Raw genomic sequence first — 23,927 nt, 5'->3', positions numbered from 1 at the left:
GTCGTCGTGGCGGATCGTCGCTCAGTCGCCGAACCCGATCTCCGCTTCGACCGGCTGCCCGACTTCGAGCCACGCGCCCGCGCCTTCGACGACGATCGCATTGATGCCGAACGTCAGCGCGCCGTCGTAATTCGGGTTCGCGCGATAGGTCTGCATCGTGTCGGTTGGCTCGTGCGGCCATGCGGGATCGGGCGTGCCGGTGGCCTGGTCGATCGTCGGCACCGGGCAGCGCGTGCACAGCTTCACGAGCCGCAGCCGCACCGGCGTGTCGCCGTCGGTGTCGAGGTGCTCGACGAAATCCTCTTCGTACGCGTCGAGATCCGACACGACGATGTTCGGACGGAAGCGGTTCATCGGGATCGCCGGCGCGCCTTTCGCGGCGAGCCGCGCATTCAGGTCGTCGAGCGACGACTGACCGATCACGAGCAGCGGATAGGCGTCCGAGAATTGCGTATGCGTATCGATGTCGCCGGTCCATTGGCGGTTGCAGCCGCGGCGCGCGTCGGGGCCGAAGCGCGCGAGCTTCGTCGGCGTGCCGAGGAATTCGGTGAGCCACGCGGCCGTGTCGGCGCCCGTGTCGATCGCATCGACGGTGTCGCGCCACACGGTCGCGGCCATCTTCGGCGTGGCGGGCGTCGCGTCGCCATCCAGCGGCGTGCGGATTGCCGGCATGCCCGGCGCGTTCAGCACGAGCGCGTCGCTGTCGAGCGTCGGGCGGATCAGCGCGAGGCGCGGGTGCGTACGCTGCGTCAGCATCTGCCCGTGCGGATCGGTGATCAGCCAGTGGCGGTCGTACGCGAGGCCCGTTTCGAGCAGTTGCGCACGCGGCAGCGCGATGCCGGCGCAGGATTTGATCGGGTAGACGAAGAGTTCGGCGATGGCTGGCATGACGTGGCGCTGGCTGAAGGCGGGATGATCGAAACGCGATTGTGCCAGATCATGCCCGCGCCGTTCGGGCGGTCGCGCGCCGCCACGCGGCCCGTCACGCGAGCGGGAAGCCCGTGTCGAAGGTCGTGCGCACGTCGAGCGGCTGGCGCAACAGCCCGGCCTTCAGGTAGAAGTCGGCCGTGCGCTGCTGCTCGGCGATCACCGTCGCGTCGATCGGCTGCCAGCGCGTGCCGCGGCGCTCGAACTGCAGCTTCGCGGCGGCCGGCGGAATGCCGATGATGCGCGCGAGCGCGGCCGAATACGCGTCGACGTGCCGGTACGACCAGGCCTGCGCGCGCACGACGCGCCGCAGGAAATCGTGCAGCACGTCGCGCTTCGATGCGATCGCCGCGTCGGTCGCCGCAAGATAGCTGAGGCCCGACCACAGCCCGCGGCCGTTGACCAGCACGCGTGCGCGGCCGCTCGTTTCGGCGAGCGCGGTATAGGGCTCCCAGGTCGCCCACGCGTCGATCGAGCCGGTGGCGAGCGCCAGCATCGTGTCGGCCGGCGGCAGGAAGCGGAACGACACGGCATCGGGCGGCAGGCCGGCCGCGTCGAGCGCCTTCAGCGTGACGAAATGGCCGATCGAGCCGCGCGTGGTGCCGATGCGCTTGCCTTTCAGGTCGGCCGCGCCTTTCAGCGCCGCGTCGGGTTGCACGAGCACGGCCGTGCCGTATGGATCGGAACGGTTCGCGCCGATCACCTTGATGCGGGCGCCCGACGCGAGCGCGAAGATCACCGGCGCGTCGCCGATCGGCCCGCAGTCGACGGCGGCCGCGTTCAGCGCTTCCGCGAGCGGTGCGGCGGCCGGGAATTCGGTCCATGCGATGTCGTATGCGAGGCCGTTCAGTTCGCCGGCCGCTTCGAGCAGCGCGCGCAGCCCGCCTTTCTGGTCGCCGGCGCGCAGCAGCGGGCGGGCGCCGGATTGCGCGCGCAGGGCGGCCGGCGCGGCGACGATCGTGGCAAGGGCGCTCGCCTGCGCGAGGAAGTGGCGTCGGGTCGGATTCATCGTGAAGTTCTGTCGAAGGAAGGATTCGTGGGTTCAATGCGGGAGCCCGGCCTGTACGTCGCGCACGGGTTCCTGATCGACGCGCAGCAGCAGCGCGGTCAGTGCGTCGCCGCTTGTCACGCGCGCGGCGGCCGGCCGGACCGCCGCGTCCGAGCGGCACAGCAGGTCGGCATCCGACCAGCCGGCGCTGCCCGGCAACGCGCGCGCCCGCAGCCAGCCGCGCCGATCCGCCAGCAGTTGCGTGCCGCCGAGCGCGTCGGGCGCAACGCCGGCAATCGTCGCGAATGCGCGCCACGCATCGGCCGTCGTCGCGACGCAGTTCGCGCGCGCGCCGGCTGACGTTGGCACGGGCGCGCCGCGTTCGGTGACGAGCAAGGTCTGCCAGCGCGCGTCTTCCGGCGGTGGCGTCGCACCCGGCGCGAGCGCGACGACGCGCACGCGCTGACCTTCGCGCCAGCGCTGGAGCGCCTGAGGCGCGGCGTCGCCGCAGCGCACGTCGAGTGCCGGCAGCGGGACCGGCACCGGCCACGCGCCTTCCGCCTGCGCGCCGCTACCGGCGGACAACGCTTTCAGGTAGTCGAGCACGGCCCACGTGTCCTGCGGGCCGAGCGTCGCCGCGAAGCCGGGCATCGTCGCTGCGCCGTGCTCGTCCTGCGTGCCGTGGCGCACGCGCCAGAACAGTTCGCCGTCGAGGCGACGCGCGAGCAGCGTGCCGGCGAAGGTCGGCGGCCAGTGCGCGAGCGTGGCCGCGAGCGGCCCTTCGCCGCGTCCGTCCGCGCCGTGGCAGGCCGCGCAATGTTGCGTATACAGGTGCGCGCCGCGCATCACGTTCGATACGGAAAACGGCGCGGGATCGCGCTGGAAGCTCGTCGGCACGGCAGGCGCGAGCCACAGCGAAGCGGGCGGCCACGGCGCGAACCACGCGACGGCGAGCGCGGCGATGGCCGACGCGACACGCCACTTGCGCGAAGCCAGTGCGAGGCAGGCGAGCACGACGGCCAGCGCCGTCACGCCACAGGCGAACGCGAGTTGCCGCGTGAGTCCCGCGTCGACGTGCAGCGTTTCGAGCGCGATGCGGCGTGCCCACGGCCACGCGGCCTGGCCGTCGGCGTCGCCGGTCAGGCCGAGCGCGTGCAGGACACGCGCCAACGCGATCTGCGCGCGATACAGCAGTTGCAGGAACGCGATGGCCCAGTCGGCGAACGGCGGCGCGTTCATCGCACGCGTCTCCGGCGTACCGCAGTCAAACGTCGAACGGCATCCGGCATCTACCAGCTCGCATCGAGCCCGAGATGCCGCAGCGCGTCGTGGCGCAATGCGGCGAGGCGCGGGTCGCCGCGATGGCGCGGGTAGGGCAGGTCGACACGCAGTTCGGCGACGATCCGTGCCGGGCGCGGCCCGAACACGATCACGCGCTGCGCGAGGAACAGCGCCTCTTCCACGTCGTGCGTGACGAGCAGCGCGGAGAAACCGTCGCGTTGCCACAGCGCGGTCAACTCGGCCTGCATCGTGAGCCGCGTCAGCGAATCGAGCTTGCCGAGCGGTTCGTCGAGGATCAGCAAGCGCGGATCGTTGACGAGCGCGCGGGCGAGTGCGACGCGCTGCGCCATCCCGCCGGACAACTGATGCGGAAACACGTTCGCGAACGCCTGCAGCCCGACGCGCGCGAGCGCATCGTCGACGCGATGCTGCGCGGTGCGCGCGACGCCGCGCGCTTCGAGGCCGAGCGCGACGTTCGCGCGCACGCGCCGCCACGGGTACAGCGTCGGGTCCTGGAACACGACGATGCGCGACGGATCGGGGCGCTCGATCGGCGTGCCGTCCTGCGCGATCGTTCCTTGCCGCGCGGCGTCGAGCCCCGCGACGAGCCGCAGCAGCGTCGATTTCCCGCAACCGCTCGGGCCGAGCAGCGCGACGAATTCGCCGGCCGCGACCGACAGCGACACGTCGTCGAGCACCGGCAGCGCGCCGCCGGGGCCGTCGAACGCATGGCTCACGCGGCGGATGTCGATGCGTGCGCCGCGCGGCGACGTGACGGCGGGCGCCGCGACAGTGGCCGCGGACGATTCGAGTACGGCGGCGCTTACCATTTGACGGTTCCTTTCTGCCACGCGAGCACACGGTCGCGCACCGCGAACAGCAGCGCGATCAGCCCGGAAAACAGCAGCGCCATCACGAGCAGCGCCGCATACATGTTCACGTACGACGCCCAGCCCTGCGCCCAGCTCAGATACCAGCCGAGCCCCGACTTGACGCCCATCATCTCGGCGACGACCAGCACCGTGAACGACGCGCTCAGCCCCATGAAGATGCCGACGAACACGTGCGGCAGCGCGGCCGGAATCGCGACGCGCAGCACGAGGAAGCGCGCGTTCGCGCCGAGCGTGCGCGCGACGTCGTAGTACTGCTTGTTCACGCTCGCGACGCCCGACCACGTCAGCACGGCGACCGGGAACCCGGTGGCGAGCGCGATCAGGAACGCCGCGGCTGAATAGCTCGACGGGAAGAAGTAGAACGTGAGCGGCAGCAGCGCGGTGGCCGGCACGGGGCCGAGCACGCGCAGCACCGGATGCACCCAGTAGCCGATCCGGCGCGACCAGCCGATCGACACGCCGACCGCGAAGCCCACCGTGACGCCGTACGCGAACCCGAGCGCGAGCAGCTTCAGCGTGTTGCCGGCGCTGCTGGCGAGGCGCGGCCAGTCGTCGACGTAGACCTCGATCAGCGCCTGCGGCGGCGCGAAGAACGGCGTCGGCAGCCAGCCGGTTTTGGCGGTGACGATTTCCCACGCGGCGAGCACGAGCGGCAGCGCGACGAGCCACGGGCCGGCCGGTCGCACCCGTGCGAGCCGCGTGCGGGTCGCCGCGACGAGATGGCCGAGCGTCGCGGCGACGAGCAGCAGCGCGGCGATCGTCCACGCGGCCGTGCCGAACGTATCGGTGTACGCCCAGTCGCTGAAGCCGACGATCCGGTTCGGCCACAGCTGCGTGAGCGCGCCGAGCGCGGCCCACGCGAGCGCGGCGGCGATCCCGGTCGGCCAGGTGCGCGCGCGCCGGGCTTCTGCGGCCAGCGTGGCTTCGCAAGTCGTGCAGGCTGCGCGCGCGGAAACTGTAGCGTTGGCAGCGGCGCCGGCCGGGGCCGATGCGGCGCGTGCGGCGGAAGCGTGTTCGATCGTCGACATCGCGTTACCCCAGTACGTTCGCATAGACCTGCTGCGCGAAGCGCTGCGGGTCCGTGCTCTTCTTCAGCACGCTGATGCGCCGGAAATCGTCCGCATAGAACGCGATTTCCTGCTGGAGGTCGACGTTGGTCGGGTGATGCGTGTAGGTGAGCGTCGCGTACAGCTTGCGCAGATCCTCGGGGCTGATCTTCGGCGAATACTTCGCGAACACCTTCGCTGCTTCGTTCGGGTTGTCGTGCGTGTATTCGGTGGCCTGCACGATCGAGCGCGCGAGCGCGGCGGCCGACGGCCGGTCGTTGCGTACGAGGTCGCCGCGCGCGCCGATCACGCAGCACACCTTGCGCGCGTATTCGCCGGACAGGTTGGTCGCGAGTTCGGTATACGCGCCGTTGCTGCGCTTTTCGAGCAGGTAGAGATTCGGGTCGCCGTCGGCGATCGCGTGGATTTCGCCCTTGTCGACCGCGACGCCGAGCAGGTCGGCCGGATACTGCCGCCACGTGATGTCGCGCTCGGGATCGATGCCGTTCTTCGCGAGCAGGATCGAGAAGAAGTGCTTGCCGGGCGCGGCCAGATCGCTGACGCCGACCGTCTTGCCCTTCAGCGCCTGCAGCGTCGTGACGCCTGCGGCCTTCGCGCCGAGCAGCCGCACGCAGCCGCCGTGCGAGCTGCCGATGATCTTCACGTCGAAGCCGGCTTCGAGCGGCTTCAGCCAGCGGTGGATCATCCCGACCGCCGCATCGGCCTTGCCGGTCGCGATCGATTCGAGCAGTTGATCGGTCGAGCCGCTGTAGTTGATCAGTTCGACCTTCAGCCCGTTTTTCTCGAAGAAGCCGCGCTCCTGCGCGACGACGATCGGCGTCAGGCAGAACGCGTTCTGGTTCCATGCGAACGTGAGTTTCTTCAGCGGCGGCGCGGACCAGGCCTTGCGGCCGAGCGTGATCGCCGGCACGGCGAGCGCGGCGGCGCCGGCCGCGCGCAGCAGGCGGCGGCGTTGGTCGTCGTGCGCGTCGGCAGGCGTGGGCGCGGTGGTGTGGGTCATGTTGTCTGGTCTCCGGTGTGGCGGAAAGGCGGCTCAGTCGAGCAGGTCGGGTTCGTCGGCGACGATGCGCGCGAACAGGCTGTCGAACGCATGCAGCGCGCCGTCGGGGCCGCCGATCTGGCCGTGCGTATGGCGCGCGGTCGCATGATCGATCGGTTGCGGCGTGCCGGCCGCTTCGGCCAGCAACTGCGTGTGCGCGACGTTGTCGAGCGCGATGTACCACCACGCGGCGGCCTCGACCGTCGGGCCGGCCGTCAGGATCCCGTGGTTCTTCAGGATCACGCCCTTGTGCGTGGTGCCGTCCGGCTTCGCGAGCGCATCGGCGATCCGCGCGCCTTCGCTGGTGTCGACGACCATCCCCGTGAAGTCGTCGAACAGCGCGTGATCCTCGTAGAACACGCACGCGTCCTGCGTGAGCGGATCGAGCGGGCGGCCGAGCGTCGACCAGGCCTTGCCGTAGGTCGAATGCGTGTGCGCGGCGGCGACGACGTGCGGATGGGCTTCGTGGATCGCCGCGTGGATCGCGAACGCCGCCTTGTTCAGCGGCCGCGTGCCGATCGCGGTTTCGCCGCGCGCGTTGACGAGCAGCAGGTCGGACACCTTGATCTGCGAGAAATGCACGCCGAGCGGGTTCACCCAGAAATGGTCGGGCAGCTCTGGATCGCGTGCGGTGATGTGGCCGGCGAGGCCCGCCGCGAAGCCGAAGCGCGCGAACAGGCGGAACGCGGCCGCGAGTCGCTCCTGCCGGTGGCGGCGCTCGGCGGCGACGTCGACGCGCGGCGCGGGCGGATCGAACCAGAAGTGCTGGCGCGGCGTATCGGCGAGCACGAGGCCCGATGCGGTACGGTTGGGCGAGGACAGGACGGCGGACATGGTCGCGTAGGGCTCCGTTGGTCTCAGGCAGCGCGGCGCGCCGCGTCGCGTGCGGCGACGGCGCTGCGCACGCGCGGAATCAGTTCGCGGCCGTAGTCGATCGCGTCTTCCAGCGGATCGAAGCCGCGAATCAGGAACGTCGTCACGCCGAGGTCGTAGTAGTCGAGCAGTGCGTCGGCGACCTGTTCGGGCGTACCGACGAGCGCCGTCGAATTCGAGCGCGCGCCGGTGAGCTTCGCGATCTCGGTCCACAGCCGCTTGTCGACGCGCGAGCCGCGCTCGGCCGCGGCGAGCAGGCGGCGCGCGCCTTCGCTCTGCTGCGGGCCGCCGGCGCCGAGTCCGGCCGCTTCGCGCAGCCGGCGCGTCTCGTCGAGGATGCGGTGCGCACGCGCCCACGCTTCGTCCTCGGTCGCCGCGAGGATCGGGCGGAACGACACGGAGAAGCGCACCTGGCGGCCGTGTTTCGCGGCTTCGGTGCGGACGCGCGTCGTCAGGTCGCGCACCTGGTCGAGCGATTCGCCCCACAGCGCGTAGACGTCCGCGTGCTTGCCGGCCACCGCGAGCGCGGCTTCCGACGCGCCGCCGAAGTAGATCGGCACATGCGGCTGCTGGACCGGCTTCACTTCCGAGAAACCCTGCTTGAACCGGTAATGCGCACCGTCGTGATCGAACGGCTGCGCTTCGGTCCAGATGCGCCGCAGGATGCCGAGGTATTCGTCGGTGCGCGCATAGCGTGCGTCGTGATCGAGGAAATCGCCGTCGCGCTGCTGCTCGCTGTCCGAGCCGCCGGAGATGAAGTGCACGGCGAGCCGGCCGCGGCTGAACTGGTCGAGCGTCGCGATCTGCCGCGCGGCGAGCGTTGGCGCGGTGAAGCCCGGCCGATGCGCGAGCATGAAGTGGATGCGCTCGGTCGCGGCCGCCGCGAACGCGATCGTCAGCGTCGCCGACGGGCCGGTCGAGTGATGCGGCACGAGAATCCGGTCGAAGCCGGCCGTTTCGTGGGCGCGGGCAAAGTCGCGCACATAGTCGGGATCGACCACGGGGCCGGACGCCGGGTGGATTTCCGACTGCTTCTGGCTCTGGATCATGCCGATGAATTCGACGCTCATCTGGGGTCTCCGGTACAGGGACGTCCCGGCGCACGGCCGGGCAGGAATGGAGCGCAGGTTAACGCCGGGATCATGCGGAATGGAAATAATCAATCCCGATTTGAATATCAGATTTGCATGGTTTGGGGCCGTATGCGTTGCGCATACGCTATGGGCTCGCGAATGATCGGGCGCGCGTTGACGCTGTATTTGCCGCCGCGTTCGCCGCCGTGTTCGACCTACCCCAGGGAATCCGTTTCGATGTCCGCCAGCCTTGCCGCTTCCTCGCCGCCACCGCAACCTTCGCTGCGCCTTCTGCCTGCTGACGCCGCTGACCTCGTCGCCGCTGCAGACGCCGACGAGGCGAGCGACGCGCGCGTCGCCGCGCTGCTCGAGCGCCTTGCCCCCGAGCTCGCCGCCGATGCGGCCCGCAACGACGTCGACGGCCGCTTTCCGCACGAGAACTTCGCACGGCTGCATCGTGCCGGGCTGATCGCGCAGGTCGTGCCGCGCGAGCATGGCGGCGCCGGTGCGACGCTGGCGCGGGCGAGCCGGATCGTCGCCGCCGTCGCGCGGGCCGACCCGGCGACCGCGCTGGTGCTGACGATGACGTATCTGCAGCATCGCGCGCTCGGCCGCGCCGACAACCGCTGGCCGGCGCAGGTGCGACGCGCGGTGTTCGACAGCGCGGTCGCGCACGGCGCGCTGATCAACGCGCTGCGCGTCGAGCCCGCGCTCGGTTCGCCGTCGCGCGGCGGGCTGCCGGACACTATCGCACGCCGCGATGGCGACGGCTGGCGGCTGTCGGGCCACAAGCTCTACAGCACCGGCATCCCGGCGCTGCGCTGGCTGGCCGTGTGGGCGCGTACCGACGAGCCGACGCCGCGCGTCGGCGTGTTTCTCGTGCCGCGCGACCCGGAGACCGACGGCGACCGCATCCGCGTGATCGAAAGCTGGAATCACGTTGGCCTGCGCGCGTCGGGCAGCCACGAGGTCGTGTTCGACGACGTGCCGCTGCCGGCCGATCACGCAGTCGACGTGCGCGCGCCGGACGCATGGGCCGTGTCGGCTGCCGCGCACGCGGATGCCGACGCGCAGGCCGATCAGCAGGCGTGGATGGTCGCGCTGCTCGGCAGCCTGTACGACGCGGTGGCGCGCGCGTCACGCGACTGGCTGGTCGAGTTCGCGACGACGCGTGCGCCGAGCGGGCTCGGCGCGCCGCTCGCGACGCTGCCGCGCGTGCAGGAGGCGGTCGGCGAAATCGAGGGCTGGCTGCATACGAATCGCGTGTTGCTCGACGAACACATCGCGCGCACCGACGCAGGCAACGCGCCGTCGCTGACGACCAGCGGCCTCGTCAAGCGCACCGTGACCGAGCACGCGATCCGGACGGTCGAGCAGGCGCTGAAGCTGTCCGGCAATCACGGGTTGAGCCGCGCGAATCCGCTCGAACGCCATTATCGCGACGTGCTGTGCAGCCGCGTGCATACGCCGCAGGACGACGCGATCGCGGTGGCGGCGGGGCGGGCGGTGCTCGATGCGACGACGCGCGGGCGGACGAACGCGGCGGCGGACGCAACGTCACGCAACGGGATCGAAACCGGTCGACGCGATGCGTGAGCCGGGCCGGGTTGCCTTGCCCGGAAATGGCGAGGCGGGAGGCAGGCGCTGTGCGGTGGCCGCAGCCACCGCCAGCACGTTAGGCGGCCTTGTCGTGCGATCGTTCGGGCAGCGCGAATGCCGTGCGCGCATGCGCGGCGACGGCCGCCAGCGGCGCGTCGAGGCGCGCCGCATCGTGCCGGCGCAGCAGCCACAGGTCGATCTGCGGCTTGAAATCGGCGAGCGGCACGATGTCGAGCGCATCGCGCAGCGGGCTGCCTTCGACGAGCGGCAGCGGCATCAGCCCGAGGCCGAAGCCGTTCGCGACGCTCTGCAGTTGCAGGTCGCGGCCGTACGCATCGAGCGTGACCGGCATCGGCAGGCCCTGCGCGTCGAGCGCGCGCCGCAGGCCCGCACGAAAGCCGCAGCCGTCCGGATTGAGCACCCAGCCGCGCGCGTGGCAATCGGCAAGCCGGTAGCTGCGTCGCGGCCAGTCGCCCTTGCGGCCGACCGCGACGAGCCGCGTGGCCAGCAACCGTTCACCCTCGACCTGCGCCGGCAGCACCATTTCGCGGGCGAGGAAGACCAGCGCCGCATCGAGTTCGCGGCGGGCGACGCGTTCGACGAGCAGGCCGCCCCATGCGGTCGTGACCTGGGTCGCGAGCGCGGGCCACTGCGCGGCGAGTTCCGCGATGAGCGCCGGCAGCATCAGCTCGCCGAGCCCTTGCGTGAGCCCGATCCGGAATTCGCCGGCCGGGGGTTGCTCGCCGGCCGTCAGTTCGCGCAGCGCGTCAACCTCGCGCAGGATCGCGCGACACTGCTCGAACACCTGCCGGCCGATGTCGGTCGGGCGCGGCGGCTTCGTGTTGCGGTCGAGCAGCGTCACGCCGAGCGCTTCCTCGAGATTCTGGACGCGCCGCGTGATCGCAGGCTGCGTCATCCCGAGCTCGGCCGCGGCCTGGCTCAGGGTCTGGCAGCGGACGACCGCTGCAAAAGCGTCGATATCGCTAATTTTCATGTTTGTTCTGCATGGTCTTTCGGGTGCATCATGACGATCCATCATATTCCGCATCATATTCGAGGAGCCGGCCGATGAGTACGCTTTCGTTGCAGCAGACGCCGCTGCGTCCGTTCGTCGAGGGGCTGGATGCGCTGCTCGCGTCCGGCGCGAACGAGGCGCGCATTCTCGACGAGGGCGGCGCGCTGCTTGCCGCGCTCGTCGAACACGACGACTGGTTGCCCGACGCGTTCGCGCAGCCCGATCCCGAGCGTTACCGGCAGTACCTGCTGCATCTCGACCCGGACGAGCGCTTTTCGGTCGTCAGCTTCGTGTGGGGGCCCGGCCAGGCCACGCCGATCCACGACCACACGGTGTGGGGGTTGATCGGGATGCTGCGCGGCGGCGAGTTCTCGCAGCCGTACCGGTTCGACGCGGCCGGCAAGCCGGTGCCCGCGGGCGACGCCGTGCGGCTGCAGCCGGGCGAGGTCGAGGCCGTGTCGCCGCGCATCGGCGACGTGCACCGCGTGACCAACGCGTTCGCCGACCAGGTATCGATCAGCATCCACGTGTACGGCGCGAACATCGGCAAGGTCGAGCGCGCGGTGTACCTGGACGACGGTACCGTGAAGCCGTTCGTGTCCGGCTATTCGAATGCCTGACGCGAACGCGCGACGCCCGGCCCGTTGCGGGTGCGCGCGGGCAGGGTCACGCTTGATTTGTTCCGCTTTCTTCACCGACTTCAACGCATTCAACATAGAGACATCGTGACGCAATCCGCCGATTCCACTTCCCGTTTTCCCGCCGCGTCGTACCAGGACGTACGCGCACGCCTGCTGGCCCGCGACGAGATCGCGCTGATCGACGTACGCGAGGAAGATCCGTACGCACAGGGCCATCCGCTGTGGGCCGCCAACTTTCCGTTGTCGAAGCTCGAACTCGACGCGTGGACGCGGATTCCGCGCCGTGACACACCGGTCGTCGTGTTCGGCGAAGCGGGTGGCGAGGATCTCGCGCCGCGCGCGGCCGCGACGCTCGCGCGGCTCGGCTACACCGACGTGCGGCTGCTCGACGGCGGCCTCGCGGGCTGGGTCGCGGCGGGCGGCGAGCTCTTCATCGACGTGAACGTGCCGAGCAAGTCGTTCGGCGAATGGGTCGAGGCGGAGCGCCATACGCCGTCGCTGTCCGCACAGGAGGTGCAGGCGCTGATCGATGCGAAAGCCGATGTCGTGATCGTCGACGCGCGCCGCTTCGACGAGTACCAGACGATGAACATCCCGACGTCGACCAGCGTACCGGGCGCGGAGCTCGTGCTGCGCGTGCGCGCGCTCGCGCCGGATCCGCGGACGCAGGTGATCGTCAACTGCGCGGGCCGCACGCGCAGCATCATCGGCACGCAATCGCTCGTCAACGCGGGACTGCCGAACCCGGTCGCCGCGCTGCGCAACGGCACGATCGGCTGGACGCTGGCCGGCCAGACGCTCGAGCGCGGCGCGGCGCGCCGCTTTCCGGACGAGATCGACGCGACGCAGCGCGCCGACGCGCGTCGGGCCGCCCGCGCGGTGGCCGAGCGCGCGGGCGTGCCGCGCATCGCGCTGGCCGACGTCGCGGCGCTCGACGAGCCGGGCCGCACGCTGTACCGCTTCGACGTGCGTACGCCCGAGGAATACGAAGCCGGCCACCTGCCGGGCTTCCTGAGCACGCCGGGCGGCCAACTCGTGCAGGAGACCGACCATCACGCGGCCGTGCGCGGCGCGCGGATCGTGCTGGCCGACGACGACGGCGTGCGCGCGGACATGACCGCATCGTGGCTCGCGCAGATGGGCTGGGACGTGCGCGTCGTCGAACCGGCCGGTGCCGCGGCATTCGCCGAGCGCGGCCAGCCGCCGCGCGACGTGCCGGCGACGCCGCCCGCAGCCGACGTGTCGCCCGCGACGCTCGCCGGCTGGCTGAAGGAAGCCGCGCCGGGCGAACTCGCGATCGTCGACGTGACGGCCAGCGCGAACTACGTGAAGCGTCATATCCCGGGCGCATGGTTTGCCGTGCGTGCGCAGTTGCGCGACGCGCTGGCGGCGATTCCGCCCGCGAAGCGCTACGTGTTCACGTGCGGATCGAGCCTGCTCGCGCGGTTCGCGGCGGACGACGCGCGCGCGCTGCTGCCGGCCTCGGCCGAGATCCGGGTGCTGACCGGCGGCACGGCCGCGTGGATCGACGCCGGGCTGCCGCTGGAGAGCGGCGAGACGCATCTCGCGTCGCCGCGCGTCGACCGCTACCGGCGCCCGTACGAAGGCACCGACAATGCGGCCGCCGCGATGCAGGCATATCTCGACTGGGAGTACGGACTGGTCGACCAGTTGAAGCGGGACGGCACGCACCACTTCAACGTGATCTGACCGACGCGGGGCAACCGGGCGCGGCACGTCGTGCGCGGCGCCCGGTCGCGATGCGGGTCGGCGCCGGGTATCAGCGCTTGAACGTATCGACGGCCGTGCGACCGACGGCCGGATCGTCGGTGAAGAAGCCGTCGATGCCCGCGCGCAGGTATGCCTGGATCTCGCGCACCGAGCCGGCCGTATTGCGCGTGGCCGGCGTGCCGCCGTCCTTCAGCGACGCGGGCAGGAAATTGTTCTCCGGGCGGAACGTGTACGGATGCACGACGAGGCCGGCCTCGTGCGCATGGCGCACGTACGGCGTCGGCTGCTGCAGCGTGCCGTCCGCGGCGACCGCGATGATCGACGTCTTGTACGGCCCGACGCCGTTCGCATAGGTCGCGATCTCGCGCATCCCGTCGCGCGTCGACAGGTCGCCGTAGGTGCGCGTGTCGTTCGCCTTCACGAAGTCGTACGGGCGCTGGCCCGCTTCGTCCATCAACTGCACGAGCTTCCAGTTCGGCTGGCTCGACTTGATCCGGTTGCGGATCGTCTTCAGGTTCGCGACCTCGAACGACTGGATGTAGATGGTTGCCGTGCGCGACGTGTACGCATCCTTCAGCAGCGCGTCGACGAGTCGATCCTCGAGCGGCAGGCCGATCGACTGGAAGTAGGTCGGATGCTTGGTTTCCGGATACAGGTGGATCGTGCGGCCGGTCTGCGCGGACATCTGTTTCGCGAGCGCGACGATCTCGTCGAACGTCGGAATCTCGAACTGGTCGTTGTACGCGGTGTTGGCCGGGCGCACCTGCGGGATGCGCTCGCGCGCCCGCAGCGTCTTCAGCTCGGCGAGCGTGAAATCCTCGGTGAACCAGCCGGTCAACTGCGTGCCGTCGATCGTCTTGGTCGCCTTGCGGCTCGCGAACTGCGGCAGCGTCGACACGTTCGTCGTGCCCGAGATCTCGTTCTCGTGGCGCGCGACGAGTACGCCGTCGCGGGTCGACACGAGGTCGGGCTCGATCACGTCGGCGCCGTCCTCGATCGCCTTGCGGTACGACGCGAGCGTGTGTTCGGGGCGCAGCGCGCTTGCGCCGCGATGGCCGACCACCTGGACCTTCGCGGAAATCGGCTGCGTGGGATCGCGCGTCAGATCGTCGTCGCCGCCGCACGCGGCGAGCAGGAACGCGGCGGCACAGGCGAACGGGACGTAGCGCAGGGAGGTCGGGCGCTTGAGGGGCATGTCGATGAACCTTCGAAACGGAGTCGGGAAAGGGCGCTCGCGCCGGCGGCCGGGCAGGGCGCCGGGCTGCGGAGTCGAACGGTGCGCGATCGTCGCATCGAATCATTACATATGTATTACTTCGACCTTTCCGTTTCGTTTTGGGGCGGCAGTGCGCACGGTAGCGCGCGTGACGGCAGGCGGGCGCGCACCGCATTCCGGCCGTCACAGCGAACCCGCGCGCCGGATGCACTAAACTTGCGGGAATTTTGCATCGCCGCACCGGGGCCGACGCCCGCCTGGCGCGACGATGCGGCGACTCGCGGGCCGGCGCGGGCGCCCGGCGCCCGTGTGCGTCCGGGGCCCGCGCCGGCCGATTTTTCCCGACCCATGACGACCCATACCGATCCCGCCTATCTGCTCGGCGAGCTGCTGAAGAACGTTTCCCGCTCCTTCTACCTGACGCTGCGCGTGCTGCCCGACGGCATGCGCGACCCGGTCGGCCTTGCGTATTTGCTGGCGCGCGCGGCCGACACGATCGCCGACACGGCCCTTGTCGCGCCCGACCGGCGCGCGGCGCTGCTGACCGACCTGCGCGACGACGTCGAGCGGCTTGGCGACGGCGCGGCGCTGTCGCGTTCGCTCGACGACGTGACGCGGATGCAGACCGATTCGCACGAACACCTGCTGCTCGGCTCGATGGAGCCGATGCTCGCGCTGCTGCGCGCGCAGCCGGAGGCCGATCGCGCGTCGATCCGCAAGGTCGTCGCGACGCTGACGGCGGGGATGGAATTCGACCTGCGCACGTTTCCGGACGAGCAGTCGGGGCAGGTCGCTTCGCTGCCGACGCGCGACATGCTCGACCGCTACACGTATCTCGTCGCCGGCTGCGTCGGCGAATTCTGGACCGACATGACGGGGATGCACACGCGCGCCGCGCGCGACTGGGATCTGGCGGACATGCGCGAGAAGGGCATCCGTTTCGGCAAGGCGCTGCAGATGACCAACATCCTGCGCGACTGCGCGAAGGACCTGCGCATCGGCCGCTGCTACCTGCCCGACGACGTGCTGCGCGCGCACGGGCTCGTGGTGGCCGACCTGATGCGGCCCGAGGATTCGGCACGCGCGCGCGGCGTGCTGGTCGACCTGCTGCGCGCCGCGCTCGACCAGTATCGCGACGCCTGCCTGTATACGCTCGCGATCCCGCGCCGTTTCGTGCGGCTGCGGCTCGCGTGCCTGTGGCCGATCATGATCGGGCTCGAAACGCTCGAGCTGCTGGCCGGCCACGCGGCGTGGCTCGATCCGGCGAAGCCGGCCAAGGTGCCGAGAAAGCGTATCTACCGGATCATGGCGGCGTCGCTCGCGCTGGTCGGTTCGAACACGGCGATTCGCGCGCGCCTGACCGCGCTCGCCGATGCGGTGTCCGCGCGGCTCGCTTCTGCGCCACGGCATTGAAGATCGCCGGCATCGCCTCCCGGTCCGCGTTCGCCGGACCGTACCCGTCCGGTTTCCGGCACGCGGACTAAAAACGTTTTCATGATTTCGTGTCTCGAAATGTGGGTGTCACGAATGTCGGCGATCCTGCGCGGCGGCGTGAATCGCGGCGTCAGCTTCGAACGCGCATTTGTAAGACGTTTGTCGCCGAAGGCGTCTGACGACATCAGGCGGTCGTGTTGCACCCGTAAAAATGTAAAGCTAGGGTTTTCACCGGCAAATGCCGGAAACACCCGCTGCACAAGCGTTTCGGGCTGTCTTGTAACCGTTTGGTGAACCGCTGCGTTGCGTCGATCATACGATGACCGACCGCACATGTTGGGAAACAATCGGTAATCCGTCAGAATCGCGTCGGCATGTACTCGCACATGTGTCGGTCATAAAACCACACCAGAAAAGAAACATTCTTTGAGGACGGAGAATCAATGAAAAAGCGCGTCGCTTTTGCCATGACGGCAGCGGGTCTCGCAGCCGCTACCGCCGCCCACGCCCAGAGCAGCGTGACCCTGTACGGTATCGTCGACAACGGTATCGCCTGGCAGAACAACTCGTCGGCAGTCGGTGCGACCACGGGCGGTCACTCGAAGGTGCAAATGTCCACCGGCGTGTGGGCAGGCAGCCGCTTCGGCCTGAAGGGCAGCGAAGATCTCGGCGGCGGCACGAAGGCGATTTTCCAGTTGGAAGCCGGCGTCAACACGGCTAACGGCTCGTCGCAGTGGACGGGCGGCATCTTCACGCGTCAGGCATGGGTTGGCCTGACCAACTCCACGTACGGTACGCTGACGGCCGGCCGCCAGTACACCGCGTACTACACGCTGCTGTCGCCGTACAGCCCGACGACCTGGCTGACCGGCTACTACGGCGCGCACCCGGGCGATATCGATTCGCTGGATACCAGCTACCGCGCGAACAACTCGCTCGTCTACATGTCGCCGAAGTTCTACGGCTTCACGGTCGGCGGTTCGTACTCGTTCGGCGGCGTCGCAGGCGCGACGAACCGCGGCTCGACGTGGAGCGCGGCGATCCAGTACCTGAACGGCCCGGCAGGCATCGCGGTCGGCTACCAGAAGATCAACAACTCGACGCTCGGCGGCGGTGTGTGGGGCGCGAACTCGACCGCCCAGAACGGTCTGGACACGAGCGGCAACGGTGCGGAACAGGCCGTGTCGTCGATCAACAACGGCTACAAGACGGCACAGTCGCAACAGCGCGTCGCCGTGACGGCCGGTTACCAGTTCACGCCGTCGTGGGATATTTCGGCGTCGTACTCGAACGTCCAGTACATCCCGGGCGTCGGCTCGTCGTTCCGCAACACGGCGATCTTCAACACGGCAGGCGCCGTGCTGCACTGGAAGGCATCGCCGCAGTGGGACTTCGCCGCAGGCTACTCGTACACGCGTGCGACCGAGTCGAACGGCATCTCGAGCTCGGCCAAGTACCACCAGGTCACGCTGTCGCAGTACTACAGCCTGTCGAAGCGCACGGGCCTGTACGCGGTTGAGGCGTATCAGCACGCGAGCGGCAACACGCTCAACGGCGCGGCGGTCATCGCGGCAACGACGTCGATCGGCGACGGCGTGGGCGCGGGTTCGAAGCAGAACCAGATCGGCGTCGGCGTTGGCCTGATCCACCGCTTCTGATGTCGCGCGGCGCGCGAGCGCCGCTCACGGCATGCGGTATGAAAAAACCGGCCTTCGGGCCGGTTTTTTCATGGGGCGGCCGTTTGCTCCGCCCAGTCTCCCGCCAGCGCCTGAAACAGCGCGGCCGTATCGGTGAGCCGGTCGGCCTGCGCGCGCGTGCGCTCGAGCGTCGTCTGCAGCGCCTGCCGCTGCGCGTCGAGCAGCTCGAACGCGTTGATCCCGCCCGCCGCGTAGCGCACGCCGGCAATCGCCCAGCTGGCTTCCGCCTCCCGCGCGGCCGTGTCCCGCGCCTGCCATTCGGCGGCATCGTGCTCGACGGCGCGCATCGCGTCGGCGACCTGCTGCAGCGCCTGCAACACGATCGACCGATAGCTCGCAAACGCCGCGTCGTAGGCGGCCTGCGCCGCGCGTCGCTTCGCCCGCAGCTCGCCGCCGCGAAAGAGCGGCTGGGCGAGACCGAGGCCGATGTTCCAGATATTCAGGCCGTTCACGATGTCGGCCACGCTCGTGCGTTCGGAGCCGACGCCGGCCGAGATCGAGAAGCGCGGATACAGGTTCGCGGTCGCGACGCCGATGTTCGCGCTCGCCTGATGCAGCATCGCCTCCGCCGCACGGATGTCGGGCCGCTCGCGTGCGAGCGTCGACGGCAGCGTAATCGGCAACGCACGCGGCAGCGCGAGCGCATCGAGCGTCAGGTCGGGGAGGTCGGCATCGGCCGGCGGCGCGCCGAGCAGGATCGCGAGGCGATGGTCGGCCTGCGCGAGTCGTGCCGCGAGCGGCGGCAGCGACGCCTGCGTCTGCGCGAGCAGCGTGCGCTGCGCGTGGACGTCGGCCTGCGACACGCCGCCCGCCGCCGCGCGCGCCTCGACGATGCGCAACTGCCGCGCCTGCGCGTCGGCGAGCTGCCGCGTGAGCGCGATCTGCTGCACGAGCGACGCGCGCAGGATCGCGGTGGCGACGACGTTGCCCGCGAGCGTCAGGCGCGCCGCGTCGAGCGTGTACGACTGGTAGTCGATCCGTGCGCGCAGCGCTTCGAGCGCGCGCCGGTTGCCGCCGAACACGTCGAGCGTGTACGACACGCTCGCCGATGCGTCGTACAACGTGAACGGCCCCGGGTTCGGCACATTGGCCGGCAGGCCGAACGCGGCGATGTCGACCTTCTCGCGCGTCGCGGACAGGTTCGCGTCGACGCGCGGCAGCATCGTCGCGCCGGCTTGCGCCACATGGTTCTGTCGCGCCTCGTCGAGCCGCGCGCGCGCTTCGGCGAGCGTCGGGCTGTTGCGCCACGCGGTATCGACGAGCCGGTTCAGCGGTTCGGAGCCGAATCGCGTCCACCAGCGCACCGGCGCATGCGCGGCCGGCGCGAATGTTTGCACGGCGTCGGCCGTCGTCGCCGGCGGTGCGCCGCGTGTGTAGCGTTGCGTCGTCGGCGCGTCCGGCGTGCGGAAATCCGGCCCGGCCGCGCAGCCGGCGACGAACGAGGCGACCGCCAGCGAAACGGCGATGGCCGGGCGGGGGGCGCGCGCGCGACGCGAAGCCGGTTTCATCGCGCGCCGCCTAGTCCAGCGTGCGCCGGTAGAAACGCAGCGCGACGCCCATCACGACGACCGTGAACAGCGCGACCGGCCACACCGATGGCCACAGGTCGGCCCAGCCGTCGCCTTTCAGCAGGATGCCGCGCACGAGCCGGTTGAAGTAGGTGAGCGGCAGCAGGTTGCCGATCGCCCGCGCCCACGCCGGCATTCCCGCGAACGGGAACATGAAGCCCGACAGCAGGATGTTCGGCAGGAAGTAGAACACCGCGAGCTGCATCGCCTGCAACTGGTTCTGCGCGAGCGACGACAGCGTGATGCCGACCGTCAGGTTCGCGGCGATGAACAGCAGCGCGGCGAGGTAGATCGCGGGCAGGCTGCCGATGAACGGCACCGCGAACACGAAGCGTGCGGCCGCGAGGATGATCGACACCTGGATCAGGCCGATGAACACGTACGGCACGATCTTGCCCGTCATCACCTCGAGCGGCCGCACCGGTGTCGCAAGCAGGTTCTCCATCGTGCCGCGCTCGCGTTCGCGCGTGATCGCGAGCCCCGTCATCATCACCATCGTCATCGTCAGGATCACGCCGATCAGGCCCGGCACGACGTTGTATTGCGTGATCCCCTCGGGGTTGTACAGCCGGTGCAGCACGACGCCGAACGCGGCCGGGCGGCCGTTCAGGTGCGCGAGCGGCCCGCTCAGGTCCTTCGCCGCGACCGCTTGCGCAAGGCCCGACAGCGCGCCGAGCGCGGACGCGGTCGCGACGGGGTCGGTCGCGTCGGCCTCGACGAGCAGCGACGGCCGTTCGCCGCGCAGCAGCCGGCGCGAGAAATCGGCCGGCACGCTCAGCACGAACAGCACGTCGCCGCGCGCGAGCGCGCGCCGGCCGGCCGCTTCGTCGGGCAGGGTCTCGACGATGTCGAAATACGCGGAGTTGCGCATGGCGGCAATGAAGCTGCGCGTGAACGGGCTCGGATCGGCGGCGATCACCGCCGTCGGCAGGTGCTTCGGATCGGTGTTGATCGCGAAGCCGAACAGCGCGAGCTGGATGATCGGCACGCCGACGATCATCGCGAACGTCACGCGGTCGCGGCGCAACTGCAGGAATTCCTTCAGCACGATGCTCCACCAGCGCGCGGCCGAGAACGATTCGTGCAGGCGCGCCCACGGTCTCATCGCGTCGCTCCGCCGGCCGGGCCGGACGCGCGGCTCATCATGTAGATGAAGACGTCCTCGAGCCCCGTCTCGATCGGCGCGATGCGCAGCGCCGCATCGTCGCGCGCGACCTGCGCGAGCGTCGCGTCGAGCGCGACGCGGTCGTGGCCGCTCACGTGCAGCGCGGAGCCGAACACGACGGTCTGGTCGATGCCCGGCATCGCATGCAGTCGCGCGGACAGTTCGGCCAGGTGCTCGCCGGTGACCGCGCGGGTCGACAATCCCTGCGATGCGACGATCTCGGCCGACGTGCCTTGCGCGAGCAATTCGCCGTACGCGATATACGCGAGCTTGTGGCAGCGCTCGGCTTCGTCCATGTAGTGCGTGCTGACGAGCACCGAGATTCCTTGCGCGGCGAGCCGGTGCAATTCTTCCCAGAAATCGCGGCGCGCGGCCGGGTCGACGCCCGCGGTCGGTTCGTCGAGCAGCAGCAGTTCGGGCTCGTGCAGCATGCACGCGGCAAGCGCGAGGCGCTGTTTCCAGCCGCCCGACAGCGCACCGGTGAGCTGGTCCGCGCGGCTCGCGAGGCCGAGCCCGTCGAGCGCGCGCGAGACGGCGGCCTTGCGGTCGGCCATCCCGTACACGCGCGCGACGAAGTCGAGATTCTCGCGGATCGACAGGTCCTCCCAGTACGAGAAGCGCTGCGTCATGTAGCCGACGCGGCGCTTGATCTGCGTGCTGTCGCGCACGATGTCGTAGCCGAGGCAGGTGCCGCTGCCCGAATCGGGTGTCAGCAGGCCGCACATCATCCGGATCGACGTGGTCTTGCCGCTGCCGTTCGGCCCGAGAAAGCCGAAGATCTCGCCGCGCGCGACGCGCAGCGATACGTCCTTCACGACGTGCTTGTCGCCGAAACGCTTGTTCAGGCGCTCGACGTCGATCGCATACGGGGCCGGCGACGCGTTCACGGCACCCTCACGGCGACGGGCTGGCCCGGGCGCAGCTTCGATGCGTCGGCCGCGGCGGGGCGTGCCTCGATCATGAACACGAGCTTGCTCCGGCTCTCGTTGCTGTAGATCACGGGCGGCGTGTATTCGGCTTCGCTCGACACGTAGGTGATGCGTGCGGGCACGTCGGCCGCGCAGCCGTCGCAATGGATCGCGACCGCGCGGCCCGGCGCGAGCGAACCGACTGCGGCCTCCGGCACGAAGAGGCGCACCTTCAGGTTCTGCGGCGGCAGCATCTGCACGACCGGATTGCCGGCCTGCACCCATTCGCCGACGCGGTACAGCGTGTCGTACACGCGCCCGGCCGCCGGCACGGCGACGCGCTTCTGGTCGAGCTTCCATTGCGCCTCGGCCACGGCCGCCTGCGCGGCGTCGACCTGCGCGGCCTGCGCGGCAACCTGTTGCGCGCGGCCCGGCAGGCGCGCGACGTCGACCTGGCTTCGCAGCTCGCGCATCTGCGCGGCGGTGGTCTGCGCGGCCGTGCGCGCATCGTCGAGCTGCTGCTTCGAGATGCCGCCTGCTGCGTACTGGCGTTCGTCGCGGGCGAGCTGCGCGGCGGCGCGCGCGGCCTGGGCGGCCGCCTGCGCGAGCTGGGCCTTCGTCACGTTCACTTCGGGCGGGCGCTTGCCGGTCTGCAGATCGGCGAGCTGCGCACGCGCCGCGTCGAACTGATGCCGCGCCTGCTGCAGCGCGGCCGTTTCGTTGACGGCCTCGAGCGAGAACGCGGGCGCGCCGGCGGCGACTGCCTGGCCGCGCTCGACCGACAGCTGCGTCAGCGTGCCCGATTGCGACGACGACAGGTACACGAATTCGCCTTCGACGTAGCCTTGATACGTCGGCGTGCGATCGGTCTGGCGGCCGCAGCCGGCGAGCAGCGCGACGGCCGCGCCCAGCGCGAGCGGCCAGGTGCGCGCCGCGTTCACGACGGCCTCCGCGGCGCGCGCGTGCGTGCGCGAGGGGCGGCAGCGGGCGGCCGCATGCCCGAATCCAGCAGCGCGCGGACATGCCGGTGCAGCACGTCGCGGTCGATCGGCGGCAGGCCGCGCGCGCTTTGCCACAGCTTCGCGGTCGCGAGCGGCAGCATCACGAGCGCGACGATCGAATGGAACAGGAACGCGGGTTCGAGCGCGGGATTCAGCGTGCCGGCCCGCTGGGCGGCGCGAATGCGTTCGGCGAGGTGTCCGACGTGCTCGAGCGGAATGCGGCGGATCATCCGTTCGCGCAGCAATCCGCCTTCGTGGACGATCTCGCGTAGCCAGATCGACGGCAGCCACGGCATCCGGCCCGTCACGTCGAAGAAGCGGTCGACGAGTTCGGCGGCGAGCGCGAACGGGTCGTCGGCGGGCGGGTCGGTCGGCCGCCACACGAACGCGATGGCGTGCGCGATCCGCTCGTCGACGATCGCGTCGAGCAGCTGCTCGCGATTCGTGAAGTAGTAGTGGACCATCGCGGACGTGACGCCGGCAGCGGCGGCGATCTGCGCGACGGTCGTCGCGGCGATGCCGCGTTCGGCGAACAGTTGCGTCGCGACGTCGAGCATGTGGTCGCGCAGGTCGAAATCGTCCACCGACGGGCGGCGCCCGCGCGGCCGGGCGACGGCGGATTTCGCGTTCATGCAGATGACGCTAATTGATGGGTTAGTTAATTTCAAGGAAGGATCCGCGCGTGCGTTGATCGCGATCAGGGGAACGGCGAGCAGCGGCGTGGACGAGCGGGGGGGCGACGCGACGGCGGGCAGGGCACCCGCGCCGGAATGTAGGAAGCGGCTAACGAGAAAGGGCGGGAAAACAGGCGGAAAACAGCCGGACAGCGAACGCAGGCGGAAAACCGGCGGGCGAGCGCGCGGCACACGGGCGCGGGCCCTGTCGCGCCCGCGCCCGTTCCGGCATCACTGATCGATCGGCGACTTCAGCGGCTGATGCTCGCCCGTCAGCCCGAACACGACGAGTTGCGCGGGCTCGGTCGCGCTCGCGTTGCGCGACACCTGATGGCGCGAGCCGGGCGGTTCGTACCAGCCTTCGCCGGCGCGATAGCGGCGCAGCGGGCCGTCGTTCACCTGCGACAGCACTTCGCCTTTCGACACGACGGCGAACACCGAGCCGAGATGCCGGTGCGGTTCGGACACCTGACCGGGCGCATAGTCGACCGTCGCGACGACAGCGAGCTTGCCGGGCGCTTCGGGCACGGCCTGCTGCATGATCGCGTGCACGGTGTCGTCGGCGTCGTGCGCGTGAGCGGCGGCCGGCAGCGCCGCGGCGAGCACGAGCCCGGCGCATAGCGCGACGCGATGGAGCGGGGAACGGATCATCGTCGGCGCCTTACTCGGGCATCTTGCGGAACGCGATCGCGAAGCGGTTCCACGTGTTGATCGTCGCGATCAGCATCGACAGGTCGAACAGCTCCTCGTCGGTGAAGTGCGGCTTCACGGCTTCCCAGACGGCGTCGGGCACGTGGTTGCTGGCCACCAGCGTCAACGCCTCGGTCCATTCCAGTGCAGCGCGTTCGCGCTCGGTGAAGAACGGCGTTTCGCGCCACGTGACGACGGTCGCGAGACGGCGGTCGGTTTCGCCGCCCTTGCGCGCGTCGGTCGTGTGCATGTCGACGCAGAACGCGCAGCCGTTGATCTGCGACGCGCGCAGGCGGACGAGTTCGGCGAGCGGCTTCTCGATCGAGCTCTTCGCGAGGAATTCCTCGGCGTTGCGCATCACCTTGATCGCATTCGGGCTGGCGGCATAGAAGTTCAGGCGCGGTTGCATGGCAGGTCCTTTTCGGTTGGGTGCGCCGGGGTGGCGCG

The 23,927-nt window shown here is 70.1% G+C and carries 22 protein-coding genes; 5 read left to right on the top strand and 17 right to left on the bottom strand.

Features of this window, described 5'->3' with window-relative positions:
- Positions 1-21 precede the first annotated feature (21 nt).
- The 8 genes from J8I33_RS02145 to J8I33_RS02110 form a co-directional block, all read right to left on the bottom strand.
- A complete protein-coding gene (locus J8I33_RS02145) occupies positions 22-888 on the bottom strand; it encodes an MOSC N-terminal beta barrel domain-containing protein (protein WP_050010911.1) in 867 nt (288 codons plus the stop codon).
- A 94-nt stretch (positions 889-982) separates the two neighbouring features.
- Positions 983-1,936: an ABC transporter substrate-binding protein gene (locus tag J8I33_RS02140; protein WP_050010912.1), complete on the bottom strand. Its 954-nt coding sequence runs from the start codon at positions 1,934-1,936 to the stop codon at positions 983-985.
- 33 nt (positions 1,937-1,969) lie between these two features.
- The gene (locus J8I33_RS02135) at positions 1,970-3,154 is read right to left on the bottom strand and encodes a cytochrome c (RefSeq protein ID WP_209932814.1); all 1,185 of its coding nucleotides are present in this window, start codon (positions 3,152-3,154) and stop codon (positions 1,970-1,972) included.
- A 50-nt stretch (positions 3,155-3,204) separates the two neighbouring features.
- Positions 3,205-4,026 (bottom strand): ABC transporter ATP-binding protein, encoded by an 822-nt coding sequence (locus J8I33_RS02130; RefSeq protein WP_209925317.1) that lies wholly within the window; start codon positions 4,024-4,026, stop codon positions 3,205-3,207.
- Positions 4,020-5,117: an ABC transporter permease subunit gene (locus J8I33_RS02125; RefSeq protein ID WP_209932812.1), complete on the bottom strand. Its 1,098-nt coding sequence runs from the start codon at positions 5,115-5,117 to the stop codon at positions 4,020-4,022. Before J8I33_RS02125 ends, J8I33_RS02130 begins: the two co-directional genes overlap by 7 nt.
- A 4-nt stretch (positions 5,118-5,121) precedes the next feature.
- On the bottom strand, positions 5,122-6,156 hold the full coding sequence (locus J8I33_RS02120; RefSeq protein WP_027782912.1) for an ABC transporter substrate-binding protein: 1,035 nt from the start codon (positions 6,154-6,156) through the stop codon (positions 5,122-5,124).
- Positions 6,157-6,189: 33 nt separating this feature from the next.
- Positions 6,190-7,029 (bottom strand): class II aldolase/adducin family protein, encoded by an 840-nt coding sequence (locus tag J8I33_RS02115; protein ID WP_209925309.1) that lies wholly within the window; start codon positions 7,027-7,029, stop codon positions 6,190-6,192.
- A 23-nt stretch (positions 7,030-7,052) separates the two neighbouring features.
- Positions 7,053-8,138: an LLM class flavin-dependent oxidoreductase gene (locus tag J8I33_RS02110; RefSeq protein WP_209925307.1), complete on the bottom strand. Its 1,086-nt coding sequence runs from the start codon at positions 8,136-8,138 to the stop codon at positions 7,053-7,055.
- Between the two features lie 240 nt (positions 8,139-8,378).
- Between J8I33_RS02110 and J8I33_RS02105 the strand changes: the two genes are divergently transcribed.
- A complete protein-coding gene (locus J8I33_RS02105; RefSeq protein ID WP_204384240.1) occupies positions 8,379-9,737 on the top strand; it encodes an acyl-CoA dehydrogenase family protein in 1,359 nt (452 codons plus the stop codon).
- A gap of 79 nt (positions 9,738-9,816) precedes the next feature.
- Here the strand turns inward: J8I33_RS02105 and J8I33_RS02100 are convergent, their stop codons facing one another.
- Positions 9,817-10,791, bottom strand: coding sequence for a LysR family transcriptional regulator (locus J8I33_RS02100; protein ID WP_179233168.1), 975 nt, complete (start codon positions 10,789-10,791; stop codon positions 9,817-9,819).
- Between the two features lie 17 nt (positions 10,792-10,808).
- Between J8I33_RS02100 and J8I33_RS02095 the strand changes: the two genes are divergently transcribed.
- Positions 10,809-11,375 (top strand): cysteine dioxygenase, encoded by a 567-nt coding sequence (locus J8I33_RS02095; protein ID WP_006482085.1) that lies wholly within the window; start codon positions 10,809-10,811, stop codon positions 11,373-11,375.
- Between the two features lie 105 nt (positions 11,376-11,480).
- The gene (locus J8I33_RS02090) at positions 11,481-13,106 is read left to right on the top strand and encodes a rhodanese-related sulfurtransferase (protein WP_209932811.1); all 1,626 of its coding nucleotides are present in this window, start codon (positions 11,481-11,483) and stop codon (positions 13,104-13,106) included.
- A 70-nt stretch (positions 13,107-13,176) separates the two neighbouring features.
- Here J8I33_RS02090 and J8I33_RS02085 read toward each other — a convergent pair whose 3' ends face one another.
- Positions 13,177-14,322, bottom strand: coding sequence for a glycerophosphodiester phosphodiesterase (locus tag J8I33_RS02085; RefSeq protein WP_209932806.1), 1,146 nt, complete (start codon positions 14,320-14,322; stop codon positions 13,177-13,179).
- Between the two features lie 369 nt (positions 14,323-14,691).
- On the opposite strand from J8I33_RS02085, the gene J8I33_RS02080 reads away from it, so the two are divergent.
- Positions 14,692-15,756, top strand: coding sequence for a phytoene/squalene synthase family protein (locus tag J8I33_RS02080; RefSeq protein ID WP_050010923.1), 1,065 nt, complete (start codon positions 14,692-14,694; stop codon positions 15,754-15,756).
- Between the two features lie 464 nt (positions 15,757-16,220).
- On the top strand, positions 16,221-17,435 hold the full coding sequence (locus J8I33_RS02075) for a porin (protein ID WP_050010924.1): 1,215 nt from the start codon (positions 16,221-16,223) through the stop codon (positions 17,433-17,435).
- Positions 17,436-17,503: 68 nt separating this feature from the next.
- On the opposite strand, the gene J8I33_RS02070 is transcribed toward J8I33_RS02075, so the two are convergent.
- The 7 genes from J8I33_RS02070 to J8I33_RS02040 all read right to left on the bottom strand — a co-directional run bounded on the left by J8I33_RS02070 (position 17,504) and on the right by J8I33_RS02040 (position 23,889).
- Positions 17,504-18,982 carry an efflux transporter outer membrane subunit gene (locus tag J8I33_RS02070; RefSeq protein ID WP_209932804.1) on the bottom strand — a complete coding sequence of 493 codons (1,479 nt, stop codon included), beginning with the start codon at positions 18,980-18,982 and terminating at the stop codon, positions 17,504-17,506.
- Positions 18,983-18,992: 10 nt separating this feature from the next.
- Positions 18,993-20,147 carry an ABC transporter permease gene (locus tag J8I33_RS02065; protein ID WP_050010926.1) on the bottom strand — a complete coding sequence of 385 codons (1,155 nt, stop codon included), beginning with the start codon at positions 20,145-20,147 and terminating at the stop codon, positions 18,993-18,995.
- The gene (locus J8I33_RS02060; RefSeq protein ID WP_124638088.1) at positions 20,144-21,094 is read right to left on the bottom strand and encodes an ABC transporter ATP-binding protein; all 951 of its coding nucleotides are present in this window, start codon (positions 21,092-21,094) and stop codon (positions 20,144-20,146) included. The genes J8I33_RS02065 and J8I33_RS02060 overlap by 4 nt, the downstream gene beginning before the upstream one ends.
- The gene (locus J8I33_RS02055) at positions 21,091-22,056 is read right to left on the bottom strand and encodes an HlyD family efflux transporter periplasmic adaptor subunit (protein WP_124554191.1); all 966 of its coding nucleotides are present in this window, start codon (positions 22,054-22,056) and stop codon (positions 21,091-21,093) included. The genes J8I33_RS02060 and J8I33_RS02055 overlap by 4 nt, the downstream gene beginning before the upstream one ends.
- A complete protein-coding gene (locus J8I33_RS02050; protein ID WP_050010929.1) occupies positions 22,053-22,748 on the bottom strand; it encodes a TetR/AcrR family transcriptional regulator in 696 nt (231 codons plus the stop codon). The genes J8I33_RS02055 and J8I33_RS02050 overlap by 4 nt, the downstream gene beginning before the upstream one ends.
- Before the next feature lie 273 nt (positions 22,749-23,021).
- On the bottom strand, positions 23,022-23,441 hold the full coding sequence (locus tag J8I33_RS02045; protein ID WP_124630287.1) for a cupin domain-containing protein: 420 nt from the start codon (positions 23,439-23,441) through the stop codon (positions 23,022-23,024).
- Positions 23,442-23,451: 10 nt separating this feature from the next.
- Complete coding sequence (locus J8I33_RS02040; protein ID WP_209932802.1) at positions 23,452-23,889, bottom strand: carboxymuconolactone decarboxylase family protein; 438 nt, start codon at positions 23,887-23,889, stop codon at positions 23,452-23,454.
- Positions 23,890-23,927 lie beyond the last annotated feature (38 nt).

The sequence above is a fragment of the Burkholderia sp. AcTa6-5 genome (genome assembly GCF_017815075.1).
GTDB lineage: Bacteria > Pseudomonadota > Gammaproteobacteria > Burkholderiales > Burkholderiaceae > Burkholderia > Burkholderia sola.
The sequence above is the reverse complement of the archived record's forward strand: the minus strand, read 5'-3'. Positions and strand labels throughout refer to the sequence as shown.